General features: G+C 47.3%; 7 protein-coding genes. 4 read left to right on the top strand and 3 right to left on the bottom strand.

Going from position 1 to position 12846, the window contains the following annotated elements; translation table 11 throughout:
* Positions 1–548: 548 nt before the first annotated feature.
* Complete coding sequence (locus J7I42_RS35595; RefSeq protein ID WP_209139603.1) at positions 549–1124, bottom strand: TetR/AcrR family transcriptional regulator; 576 nt, start codon at positions 1122–1124, stop codon at positions 549–551.
* Between the two features lie 128 nt (positions 1125–1252).
* Between J7I42_RS35595 and J7I42_RS14810 the strand changes: the two genes are divergently transcribed.
* Positions 1253–1765 carry a hypothetical protein gene (locus J7I42_RS14810; RefSeq protein WP_209139602.1) on the top strand — a complete coding sequence of 171 codons (513 nt, stop codon included), beginning with the start codon at positions 1253–1255 and terminating at the stop codon, positions 1763–1765.
* A gap of 3 nt (positions 1766–1768) precedes the next feature.
* Here the strand turns inward: J7I42_RS14810 and J7I42_RS14805 are convergent, their stop codons facing one another.
* Positions 1769–2236 (bottom strand): DUF1772 domain-containing protein, encoded by a 468-nt coding sequence (locus J7I42_RS14805; protein WP_209139601.1) that lies wholly within the window; start codon positions 2234–2236, stop codon positions 1769–1771.
* A 572-nt stretch (positions 2237–2808) separates the two neighbouring features.
* On the opposite strand from J7I42_RS14805, the gene J7I42_RS14800 reads away from it, so the two are divergent.
* The 3 genes from J7I42_RS14800 to J7I42_RS14790 all read left to right on the top strand — a co-directional run bounded on the left by J7I42_RS14800 (position 2809) and on the right by J7I42_RS14790 (position 10357).
* The gene (locus J7I42_RS14800) at positions 2809–5697 is read left to right on the top strand and encodes an N-acetylmuramoyl-L-alanine amidase (RefSeq protein ID WP_209139600.1); all 2889 of its coding nucleotides are present in this window, start codon (positions 2809–2811) and stop codon (positions 5695–5697) included.
* A 182-nt stretch (positions 5698–5879) separates the two neighbouring features.
* A complete protein-coding gene (locus tag J7I42_RS14795; RefSeq protein WP_209139599.1) occupies positions 5880–8804 on the top strand; it encodes a carboxypeptidase regulatory-like domain-containing protein in 2925 nt (974 codons plus the stop codon).
* A gap of 308 nt (positions 8805–9112) precedes the next feature.
* On the top strand, positions 9113–10357 hold the full coding sequence (locus tag J7I42_RS14790; RefSeq protein ID WP_209139598.1) for a sialidase family protein: 1245 nt from the start codon (positions 9113–9115) through the stop codon (positions 10355–10357).
* Positions 10358–10442: 85 nt separating this feature from the next.
* Here the strand turns inward: J7I42_RS14790 and J7I42_RS14785 are convergent, their stop codons facing one another.
* Positions 10443–12644 carry a sensor histidine kinase gene (locus J7I42_RS14785; RefSeq protein WP_209139597.1) on the bottom strand — a complete coding sequence of 734 codons (2202 nt, stop codon included), beginning with the start codon at positions 12642–12644 and terminating at the stop codon, positions 10443–10445.
* Between the last annotated feature and the right edge of the window lie 202 nt (positions 12645–12846).

Below are 12846 nucleotides of genomic sequence, written 5' to 3'. Positions count from 1 at the left end.
TCAAGTGCTGTTGCTTCCAAACTTTCAAAGATCTTTATAATATTATGGTTTCTTTACCTCTTTCCCTTCTCACTCATCTTATTTCTAACTTCATTAACTTGCTCTTATTCCCTTCTCTTCTTCCTCTCTTTCTTTCCTCGCTTCCCTTCTTTTCGATCGGGGTGCAAAGGTAAGTGTTTCTGTCATTTCACCAAATCTTTTCTCACTTTTTTCTTTTTCTTTTTTCCTTTCTAAGAGCTGATTTTCAGTGATTCATCTCGTCCTCTCTTCTCTTCTTTTCTTCCTTCTCACTGTCCCTTTTTCGTTGGGGGTGCAAAGGTAAGCGTTTCTCTCATTTCACCAAATCTTTTCTCACTTTTTTCCTTTTTCTTTTTTCCTTTCTAAGAGCTATTGCAGTGAATCTTTCTTGCTGTCTTTTCTTTTCTTCTTTTTCACTGCCCCGTTTTCGTTTGGGGGTGCAAATGTAGGAGTATTTTCAACACAACAAATTCTTTTTCCATTTTTTGCGAAAATATTTTTGATTGGCCCGCAGTTCTGAGCAAACCATTCTATTCCCTATTAAAGGGCGGTAACACTCCTTTCAATAGCTCCTGGGCCTGGACTATCATTTTTGATACTGCAATGGGAGTATCCTCCAGTACCCAACAAAAGACCATCCGCACAATTCCGGCAGCCACCGCTTCCGCCCTGTACTGCAATAACTGCAGATCCATTCCTGGTGGCAACGGCTTCCGCTTATAATATCCAACTATTTTGGCCACCATGATGCCTGCAAAATGTTCGGCCATTTGATAACCGATGGACGTGCCATGGATCACTTTTACAATGGAACTATATTCTGCCAGATGATTGAACAGGTACGGTAGGTTTATCCCCATGGGATGCTGCGGATCGTCACTATTGAAATGGATCAACTCCCGTTGAAAGTTTATATTATTCAATAACAATTTCTCCTTGCTTTCATAATGAGCATAAAAAGTACTTCGCCCTACATTAGCCTTATCAATGATATCCTGGATGGTAATGGCATCGTATTCCTTTTCCCGCATCAACTGGCCCAATGAATCGGCCAGTAGCTTTTTCGTTTTCTGAATACGCCGGTCTTCAGACAGATCCTCTTTCATATTGCTGAACATTTTAGGCGGTTTTGTTCAATAACTGTCATTTGACTGGTATCGTATGTTGTATGAATACGCCAACAACAACAGCTTTACATAAAATTACAATTGTTCAAACGCATTAAAGTAAGAATATGAATTATCACCGAGCATTCAAACCCGATCTGCGTTTACTGATAGGTTCATTAGTGGCCACTATCAGTATTTACATACTTACCGCACTGCACCATGCCTATGGCGCCTGGCTATACAAAACGCCCTGGCGACTGCACATCCTGTATCACGGCCTTCTCCTCTTATTGATAACCGGTGCTTTTCTCTTATTATACGAATGGCGTAAAAAGAAAGTCTTTCTCTATTTGTATCTGGCTGCGGCTGGATTGTTCTTTGGCGGTTTTATTGGGGTGTATGAAGGCATTTATAATCATTTACTGAAAAACATCCTGTTCTTTACCGGTTTGTCAACCGCTAACATGCATTGGCTCTTTCCGCCATCCCTATATGAAATGCCCAACGACTGGCTGTTTGAAATAACCGGTGTTTTACAGGCTCTTTTTGGCCTGGTACAATTGCATTACCTGGTAAAAATATTCAGGGAGATCAATCTCTCATCAAACCATAACAGGATAAAAACGCAAGAACAATGACCATCATGTGTATCTTTTGATCACGGCCATCAGGTAACAGGCCATACCAGCGAGTGAAAGAAAGGTGCGGTCGGAATGATAGACCTGCCAGCGGTCACGGACTACCCCCCAGTCATGAGGCAGATTACCATCAGTCCAGGTCTTTATCTGGTTATCCAGCGGTACTTCAATAAACAGGGTGATCGCCAATGCCGCTACAAACATTATAAGTGTAAACAGCAACCAGTAGAAATGGTCTTTTTTCCTTCTACCTGTTATTAACAACAAGGCTATTAGACCAACAATGGCGAGCGGCATCATAATGCTCATCCCCAGGGCAACATTTTTCATGATCTGTTTACCGATCACTACGAAGGTTTCCCCGGACAGGGTATCCATGGTCCTGCTCAACGAAAACCAGGTACCCCAGAAAACTCCGGTTATTAAAACCAGTAATATACCGGTTATGAATAGTAATGTTCTTCGTAGCATCTTAGTTGACTATTACCTATTAAAGATAATAATTTTATGTAGCCCTGAAAATTACATTAGCCTAATAACACCAACACCCTCGCAATCAGCCCTGCGTTTTTATGCAGGGCGGGTTTTTGGCAGAAATGGCCCTTTATTAGAAAAGACACCTACACAAGCCCGTAGAATTTCTCCATTCACATACTTTCATTAGTGATATAAGAAGCTCTAATAAAGAGCTCTTTACACAATTACATGTGTACAACAACGTTACCCCGCACTCCCCCTCCGCATAATGTTGATATAATTTTTGGAGCGATCGTATTGCTATTTGGGAAAATTATCTTAATTATGTTCTACATATTCTTTTACAGTCCCTATTCACCAGTAAAGGACTTCAGTTCAATGGCCCCAGGCCACTATCCGTGCCTATTCCCTACACTATAGTATAGCCCGCTTATGCCTGTACATCAGTGAACGCTGTTTACTGAACCCTATATTTTTTTGCCTGTTCGGAATATATACCGCAGCAGGCAACGGGATCTCTTTTGCATTAAACACTTATTCTTTTTAACCAAGTAAAATCAAACATGATGAGTACACGACGACTACTAACTGGTTTATTTCTTATCCTATTATTCAGGGTAGAAGTCATGGCACAAACAGACAATTACAACGCCTGGTTTGCCGAAGCGTATCAACAGTACCCCAATATTCCACAAGGTGTACTGGAATCTGCCGCCTGGTCGGCTTCGCGCCTGAACAACATGCACCCGCAAACTCCGGGGGATGGCGATGAAGTGGCCATGCCATTGCGATATGGCATATTTGGCCTTATTGAAGATGGCAAGGGATATTTCAAAAACAACCTGCACACCGTAATTGCATTAAGCGGTATTACGGCAGCACAATTTAAAAACGATGTGCGCCTGCAGATCCTCGCTGTAGCCAAATTCCTGAGTAAGGAAGCTGAGCGACAATATCCAGGCGCCCGCCTTACTGCCGAAAATTTTGCCAGCGTGCTCGAAAAACTGGCAGAGATCCCTGATGATGGAACAGCTGTGAATACCTATGCCCATTCATTGTATACCTATGATGTATACGATCATTGGAAAAAGGGTTTCAGTTCAGCTAAATTCAAGCAATTACCCCGGCCCATACAATTAGAAAAGATCTATTCACCCAAACTATTACGCACCCTGAGTGCGCCCGGTGTTAGGGTTGATTTCCTACAGGATAAAATAAAAGCCAATGGGTTTGTTTTACCTGTCACCAACCCGCAACCAATCACTGCCAGTGGAGGCAATGCCAGAACGGAATCCACCAGTGAAGTGGCGGCCGTGCAAAGCACCGATTACCCGCCCGCCTTGTGGGACCAGGCCAGCACCAGCAATTTCACTGTTGGCCGCGGCGGTGTGGCCATCACCAATGTAACAATACATACCACCCAGGGCAGCTATGCCGGCACCATCAGCTGGTTCAACAATGCCAGCGCCCAGGTAAGCGCTCACTATGTGGTGCGTTCATCCGACGGACAGATCACTCAAATGGTGCTGGAGAAAGACAAGGCCTGGCATGCGCGGAGTGCCAACCCCTACACCATTGGTATAGAACACGAAGGGTTTGTTGAGAGCGGTAATACCTGGTACACCGATGCCATGTACAACAGCTCTGCTGCCCTGGTGCGTGACATTTGCGCCAGCAATAACATAGATGGCTCCACTTGTTTTCGTGGGCCTGCCACTTCGGGCACCAACTTTTTACCGATAACCGTACGCATTAAAGGTCACCAGCATTATCCTGACAATACGCATACAGACCCCGGCATTTACTGGAACTGGTCGAGGTATGCAGACCTGATCAATCCGCCTACTGCGGTTACGATCGCCTCCTTTGCCGTAAAAGATCAAAGCACAGGACTCGCCATTGCCAGCGCAGCCGTTACCATCACCAAACCCGATGGCAGCACCAGCAACGCCACTACCAACTCCAGCGGACAACTGGTGTATGGACTGGACAGCGGTAAATACACTTTCGCTTTTTCCAAAAGCGGGTATAAAAGCATCAGCACCTTCTTTTATGGCGGGCCTAATGACAGCGTATATGCCGACATTAATCTGGATGTAGCCAGCACTGCCCGGTTGGCCGCTAATACTACTCCCCTGCTTACCAGCAATCCCAATCAAATGGTATTAACGGGTTATGTACGTGACGGAGCCTTGAACAGTTCGCTCAGCGGAGTACAGGTACGCGCCGGAAACTATACTGCCACCACCGATGCAAGAGGGTTCTTCTCTTTGACCATTCCGGCCAATGCAATAGCGCCCGGACAAACACCTGCTACCATTGCTATACAATCAACCAAAGCAGGTTATCTCACCAACAGCATTCAGCATTTATATGCTATTCCTGATACTTATGAAATGCAGATTGCCCTGACACCAGCTACCTCGTTCACCACTACGCCTTTACCAGGCTTAGAAGAGCTGGTTGTGCGCCGCCATGGGTTGTTTGACAAAACACTGGCAGAACAAATAAGCTTTGCCGGTACACATGCGCATTCCATTGTGGGGGCTCGTCAGGAAGCATCGGCGATCACCGCAGCAGCGCTGGCAGTACCGGCCGTTATCCGTGTAGCCACCAGTTGTGCCTGCACGGCCTGTGCCAATCCCCATGTACAGGTAATGAGCCTGGAATCGTATGTACAAACGGGATTGGATGATGAATGGCTTAGTAGCTGGAATGCCGCCTCCTTACAAGCCGGCACAGTAGCATACCGCAGTCGCGGCGCCTGGTTTGTACAGAACCCTGTAGCCAGCAACTATGACATCTCTGCTGCAGCCTGTCACCAGACCTGGCAAACCGATCGCGCTACGAGTGTGAAGAATGCGGCTATTGCCACTGCAGGAATTGTACTCATCAAGAACGGCGCTATCTATAAAGCAGAATACTGCGCAGAATCAAATAACGCTGGTTGTGGCGATGGCTATAGCGGCACCGGTACCGACTACCCTTGTATTTCAGATAGCCGTTGTGTGGGCAGGACCAAGAGTGGCGCCGGCCGGGGTATGTGTCAATGGGGTTCCAGCTTCTGGGGTACTGATCAAACCTATACCTGGATCCTGAATCACTATTACAATCCAGATAGCGCAGCTATTCAAACGGCCACTGGCGCATTGGTCAGCACCAATGTCAGCGATACCAAGATCACAGATGACCGCACACTCAGCATTGCGCCCAATCCGGTTACCGGCAGCACTATCACTATCGACTATACGCTTGCCGCAGCTTCCCAACCTGCTACTATTGTTTTGACCGACAACTTTGGACAAAGCGCCCAACAACGCAACGTAGTGTTGCAGCAAGGAGTGAACCGGCTTTCCATAAACACCAGTAGCCTCAAACCGGGCGTTTACAATGTCACGGTCCGACTGGGAGCTAGTGGTAAAGCAACAAGCAAGAAGATCTTAGTAGTAAGATAAGACCTGTAAGAGCCTGTCCAGCTCTGGCGGATCCATCATTGGGTCTTGCACTATCAACCTGATGCCCTGGACCAGACAGGCCGTATGAAGGTTCAAAACAAGACCTGTCAGGTGAACTCACGCCACTGATTTTTCAGAACGCTGAAGTCCACCTTACAGGTCTAACTATTAAACATTATACTATGATTAAATCAATAATGATACTTGCACTGGGTTTCTTGTTGTTCTCGCCAGTCTGGGCGCAACAGCAACAGGGCAAGACTACCAATATCACATTTATAGTAAAAGATCAAAATACGGGGTTTGCATTGCCCGGCGCTACGGTACGGGTAACCACGCCCAATGGCAGCACCAGCACATTAACAGCCACCGCTAATGGCAAACTATCATTTACTGCCGTTAATGGCAGGTATGACTTTTCTTTCGCCGTCAATGGGTACAAACCCTTAATCACCTATTTTTCGTCGGGTGCTGAAACCAACATTGAAGCCCGTATAAACCTGGAGCCGGTTGATCGCAACGCCCGCATACAACAACTTCGGGCAAACGCACATCAGACCATTGTAAGCGGCTATGTTCGGGATGACGCGGGCAACACCCCGCTGGCCGGGGTGCAGGTAAGTAGTGGCAACACAAATGCCACCACCGACCCCAACGGCTTTTTCTCATTGGTGATAGCCAGTACCACGCCCGAATTGGTCCCAGGCAGCACACCTGAAAAAACCACGATCAGCTTTTCAAAAAACGGGTATACCACTCACACCATTCAAAACTTTTATGTAATACCCGATGCTTATACCATGAAGATCGCGTTGGCGCCGGTAAGCGCTGCGCGGATGCAACAAACGCCACCTGCTGTTGAACAGGCTGTACATGGGCTCTTTGACCGGACGCCTGCTGATGAACAGCAACGCGCTGCCGTTCCATCAGCACCAACAGCCAGAGTAGATGCAACCTTGGCAGCTACCGTACCAACAAGCATTCGGGTAGGTCTTAGTTGTTCCTGTACGTCGTGCAGCTCGGTTGATGTAATGAGCCTGGAAGAATATACCGGCTCAGGTTTGGATGATGAATGGATCGCCAGCTGGGGTGCGGCCTCCTTACAGGCTGGTGCTGTTGCCTATCGCACGTATGGCGCCTGGTATGTATTACATCCCGTTGCCAGCAGCTTTGATATTGCCAGCACTACCTGTAACCAGGTTTGGCAAAGCGACAAATCTACCGCCTGTATCAATGCCGCCAGTGCTACCGCCGGCATTGTTCTGGTTAAAAGCGGCGCCATCTTCAGGGCAGAATACTCAGCTGAGAACAACAACGCAGGTTGTGGCAATGGCTACAGTGGAACAGGTTCTGCCTGGCCCTGTATTTCCGATGCCCGCTGCGCGGGTTATGCAAAGAACGGACATGGCCGCGGCATGTGTCAATGGGGCAGCAGCCGCTGGGCCAGTGATAAAGACTATACCTGGATCTTGAATCATTATTACAACCCTGGTAGTGTATTCATTCAATTACCACCTACACCAGCGCTTACAGTTGCCTCCTTTGCCGTAAAAGATCAAAGCACAGGTCTCGCCATTGCCAGCGCCGCCGTTACCATCACCAAACCCGATGGCAGCACCAGCAGCGCCACTACCAATTCCAGCGGACAACTGGTGTATGGACTGGACAGTGGCAAATACACTTTCGCTTTTTCCAAAAGCGGATACAAAAGTATCAGCACCTTCTTTTATGGCGGGCCTAATGACAGCGTATATGCAGACATTAATCTGGATGTAGCCAGCACTGCCCGGTTGGCCGCTAATACTTCTCCCCTGCTTACCAGCAACCCCAATCAAATGGTATTAACGGGTTATGTGCGCGATGGAGCCTTGAACAGCGCATTGAGTGGCGTGCAAATACAAACAGGAAATTATACAACGACTACCGACGCAAAAGGATTCTTTTCGTTAATCGTACCGGCCAATGCAATAGCACCCGGACAAACACCTGCTACTATTTCTATACATTCAACCAAAGCAGGTTATCTCACCAACAGTATTCAGCATTTATATGCCATTCCTGATACTTATGAAATGCAGATTGCCTTAACATCCGCCAACACGCATCAGGCAACATTTGCAAATGAAGAACTGGTTGTTCGCCGCCATGGGTTGTTTGATAAAACACTGGCAGAACAAACAGCCTTCGCTGGTCACACGTTCATTAATGCCCGACAGAAATCAGCCGCTACTACATTAGCCGCATTGGCCGTGCCCGCTGTTATTCGGGTAGCCACCAGTTGTTCCTGTACAGCCTGTGCCAATCCACATGTACAGGTAATGAGCCTGGAATCGTATGTACAAACGGGAGTAGATGATGAATGGGTCAGCAGTTGGAATGCGGCTTCGCTACAAGCAGGTACTGTAGCCTACCGGTCCCGCGGCGCCTGGTTTGTACAGAACCCTGTAGCCAGCAACTATGACCTCTCCGCAGCAGCCTGTCACCAGACCTGGCAAACCGATCGCGCTACGAGTGTGAAGAATGCGGCTATTGCCACTGCAGGAATTGTACTCATCAAGAACGGCGCTATCTATAAAGCAGAATACTGTGCAGAATCAAACAACGCAGGGTGTGGCGATGGCTATAGTGGCACCGGCACCGACTATCCCTGTATTTCAGATAGCCGTTGTGTGGGCAGGACCAAGAATGGCGCCGGCCGGGGCATGTGTCAATGGGGTTCCAGCTTCTGGGGAACTGATCAAACCTATACCTGGATCCTGAATCACTATTACAATCCGGATAGCGCAGCTATTCAAACGGCTGTTACCGCTGTTACCAGCGATACGAAGATCACTGAGGACCGGACGTTGTCCATTGCGCCCAACCCGGTAACCGGAAATACCATCACTATAGAATATACGCATAGTGGTTTGTCGCAGCCCGCCAGTATTGTGCTCACCGACAACTTCGGACAAAGCGCCCAGCAGCTCAATGTAGTGTTGCAGCAAGGAGTGAACCGGCTTTCTGTTAATACCAATAACCTGAAAGCTGGGGTTTACAATGTGACTGTTCGATTAGCCGGTGGGAAGGCTATTAGCAGGAAAGTGTTGATTGTGAAAGGGCAGTAGGTATTAGGTTCGTAGGTTATTGGGGGCGCCTGTTGTTAAGTTCATAGCTGTTGACACGCTACAAATAACAGCAAGTCTTCCAACTCAATACCCTAATAACTTAATAACCTCCATGAACAACAATCTAAAACATAGAACTAAGATTAACAAAACGACCGTTGCAAGATGCCTTTTCCGGGAAATTGGAGGGCTTCACCAGTTCTTTCAACCGGTTTGTTTCACCTGGTAGCTCTTTTCTTTTAATGGTGTGTCCTGGTGGTACCTTCTTCACCGGGCACATTGCTTTTTAAATTTTAAAAACCTGAACAATGAAACAAACAACATGCCCGGGGAACACCCGCATCAACCAATTGTCAAGACTGTTCACCATCATTACGGTGATAGCCTTGTCGGCAACCGCCTGCAAAAAAGGAATTGCCAGCAAAAAAACCACGGATGACGAACGGGGCGCTACAACAGAAGCCACCCAAACCCACACCTACATTAAATTGTTTGATGGCGGCACAGATGGCTATCATTCATTCCGGATTCCCAGTATCGTTCGAACCAACGATAACACGCTGCTTGCTTTTGTGGAAGGCCGCATGGGCGCCAACAAGGATTACGGTAATATTAACGTAGAGTATAAACGTTCTACTGACAATGGCTCTACCTGGTCGGCCATGATGGAAGTTGTAGGCGCCGGACAAGGTACATGGGGCAACCCCACGTCGGTAGTTGACCGCAACACGGGCCGCATATGGGTATTTATGAGTTGGAACTCCGCCACCAAAAACCAGGGCGGCACTGATGGGTACGAAAAAATAGATACCTGGGGCGATCGCAAAGTATATTACTCATACAGTGATGACGATGGTCTTACTTTCACCACTCCAACCGATATGACCAGCACGCTGCTGCCCTCAGGTTATACCTGGGATGCCATGGGCCCCGGTGTTGGTATTCAAACCACCAATGGCACGCTGGTCATTCCTGCCATCGGCAGAAATATTTACAGCACCGATCATGGCGCTACCTGGCATTACCAGTTGATACCTGGTGGTACCAGTGAGGGCACTATTGTTGAATTAAACGACGGACGTCTGATGCGCAACGACCGCGCTACCAGCACCACCTGGGCAACAGCCAAACGCCGTTGGGTATCACGCGGCACCATCACCGGCAGCTTCAGTGCCTTTGCCCCCGACGATGTATTGCTCGACCCAGCCTGCGAAGGTTCTACGGTTCGCTATACCGGTTCTCCCGATCGTATTATGGTATTGAATTCAGCCAGCACCGAAACCCGGTGTAAAATGCGGGTACGTATAAGTTATGACGGCGGTGTTACCTGGCCCCTCAGCCGTAAGATCTACGACTGGTTAACAGATGACGAAGCATTTGCACAAGGTAAGGGTGGTTACAGCAGTATGGTAAAAACAGCCGATTATACCATTGGGGCGCTTATTGAGATCAATGAAAACACCGGTGATAGCCCAAACAGCCATCGCTCCATCGAGTTTCATAAATTCAATTTGCCCTGGATGACAAGTGGCGCTACGGAACCGCTTCCGTAGCAGGTAGAAGGCTTCCTGCCGAAGCCTTTGCGAAGACGGGTTGAAAGCAGAAGGGTGAAGGTCCTTGATCTTCACCCTTCTACCTTTATCCTAGCGGGATCTTTACTTCCAGGCGGCAGCCACCCATCGGCTTTGTATCGATGGCGAGTGTTCCACCCAATGTTTCTGCACGGTTGAGGATATTCAACAAGCCAATGCCCTTGGGCTGTACGTTTACATCAAACCCTTTCCCATTGTCCTGGATAACCAGCGTTAATACAGTATCGCTTTTATCGATGGCGATCCGCACATAACCTGCCTCGGCATACCGCATAATGTTATTGGTTTGCTCCTGTATAATGCGATACAGCATCAACTGCACATCGTGCGTCAACACCTCTTCCAATTCAGGATCGCATTCAAAATCCACCACCATTGGCCGCACCAGCTGCATGTTCTTTATGATGTCTTCAACCGGGTCAATTAACCCAACTTCTTTTACAATTGAAGAGTTCAGCGACTTGGAGATCTTTCGAATTTCCTGGATTGCCAGGTTTATATACTGGCTTGTTTTATCGATCAGCGCCTCCGGTTCATCGCTCCCCTTGGTAGTACTCAGGAGGATCATGGCCGATGATAAGATCTGGTTCACATTGTCGTGCAGTTCTTTTGAAATTTCATTACGCTCATATTCCTGACCCGCGATCATGGCCTGGTTGATCCGCAGCCGTTCTTTTTCTTTTTGCTGCGCCAGCTCTTCTTCCAGCTTTCTTTTTTCGGTAAGGTCCTGAATAGCACCAATGGCCCGGACGGCTATCCCATCTTTGTAAATGATGTATCCTTTATCTAATAAATATTTATAACTACCATCGGCACACAGGAACCTGTATTCATCCTGCCAGTAATTATTCCTTGACATTATACAGTCATTGATATGGTGCATGATCCGCTGACGGTCATCAATATGTATCCTTTCCAGCAACCAGAACAGGTCCATATCATTCTGGGTATACCCGGTTAACCGGCTGAATGGTTCGCTGCGATAGATAGTGCCTTTTTCAATATTCCAGTCCCAGATATAATCTGAAGTAGCTTTAGTGGTGTAATAGAACCGTTCGTTCACATTCACTATCTCTTCCTGCGCCCTTTTTTCTTCTGTAATGTCGATAGACTGTCCGCCAATAAGACGTTTAGGCGTGGAGGTTTGCAACAAAAATTTGTACACGATGTATACCCCATTGCTGCCATCCTGCCGCAGTGAATTCTCAAGGGTGATCAACGGCTGGCCGGTTTCCAGCACCCGTTGGTTGTTGGCCACGTATTGTTCCACCATTTCTTTAGGCATCAGGTCGCGCATATTGGTGTACAGGTGGCTGTCGTTCAACTTCCACACCCCTTTAAAAATATCATTCATGTAAATGATATAGCCATCCTCGTCAATGATCCAGGCGGGGCTGTGTGTATTGTTCATGAACGACTGAAAGATATATTCACTTTCAGACAGGCGTGATTCCGCTTCCCTGCAAGCAGTAACGTCATTGAAAATAACAGCTACCAGCCCAGGCACCGCTTCATTAAACTCTTCCAGTAAACAGGTATTGGCCGATAGCCAGATCATCCGGCCCTGGGCATTGATAACGCCAAGTATCCTTTGATGTATAATTTCTCCTGTACGCAAAGTGATCAAGCCCGGATATTCCTCTATACTCATGGGGGAACCATCTTCTTTAAACGCTTTGGCGCCAATCTCAGCAAGGCTCCTCCCAATGAGTTGGTCCTGGCCGCAACCTATGATCTCACAGGCTTTATTATTGGCCGAAACAATGGTACCCTGATCGCCTTGTAAAAGCATTACGCCTTCTTCCAGCGAGTTGAGCAGGGTTTTATAAAGTACACCGGGCCGGATTTCCTTTTTACTACGAATGGTCGCCTGCAGATCGCGCAGAATGAATACGACATCAAGCAGGAAATGAGTACCAGGAAATTTATGGGTATAACAGGAAACACGATAGGTTTTACCATCAGGCGCAGTTACAAAAATATCTTCCACCTGTTCATCGAGGGATATGGCTCTTTGTAGTTGGCTGTGCAATTCATGATATCCGGGAAACAGACCATTCAGAAAATCAACTATATTTTTTTTAGCAGGTCTGCGGGGTTGTTTAAACCACAATTCTTCTGCTGTCACGTTCCAGTGAAGCATATTAAAATGCCGGTCAGTAATAAACACAGCGTCCTGGCAGTCATTTAAAATGCTTTCAAGCCAGGGGGCCATTTCACGGTTATTGGTTGTAAAAGTTGGGTTCATAGGGATCTCACAAAAAATATTAGGGAAGCAGATCGTTCGCGTTACCGCAGCCCTAATTGAGCCCTTGATGTAATAACTTTACAATCAAATGCTAAACAAATCAGGCAGGGTACGTTCATTCTGGCAAAAATAAAACGTTTCCATACATTAGTATCTTATATGACCCCGAGGTATGTGCATAAATTTCTGTTTGTTACCAGAT

This window comes from Niastella soli, assembly GCF_017742245.1.
Taxonomy (GTDB): domain Bacteria; phylum Bacteroidota; class Bacteroidia; order Chitinophagales; family Chitinophagaceae; genus Niastella; species Niastella soli.
This window is presented reverse-complemented; position numbering and strand designations above follow the sequence as displayed.

What these genes read in the sequence shown, in the direction of transcription:
- J7I42_RS35595 (WP_209139603.1), bottom strand. Translation starts at nt 1,124, where the DNA reads ATGAAAGAGGATCTGTCTGAAGACCGGCGTATTCAGAAAACGAAAAAG.
- J7I42_RS14810 (WP_209139602.1), top strand. Translation starts at nt 1,253, where the DNA reads ATGAATTATCACCGAGCATTCAAACCCGATCTGCGTTTACTGATAGGT.
- J7I42_RS14805 (WP_209139601.1), bottom strand. Translation starts at nt 2,236, where the DNA reads ATGCTACGAAGAACATTACTATTCATAACCGGTATATTACTGGTTTTA.
- J7I42_RS14800 (WP_209139600.1), top strand. Translation starts at nt 2,809, where the DNA reads ATGAGTACACGACGACTACTAACTGGTTTATTTCTTATCCTATTATTC.
- J7I42_RS14795 (WP_209139599.1), top strand. Translation starts at nt 5,880, where the DNA reads ATGATTAAATCAATAATGATACTTGCACTGGGTTTCTTGTTGTTCTCG.
- J7I42_RS14790 (WP_209139598.1), top strand. Translation starts at nt 9,113, where the DNA reads ATGAAACAAACAACATGCCCGGGGAACACCCGCATCAACCAATTGTCA.
- J7I42_RS14785 (WP_209139597.1), bottom strand. Translation starts at nt 12,644, where the DNA reads ATGAACCCAACTTTTACAACCAATAACCGTGAAATGGCCCCCTGGCTT.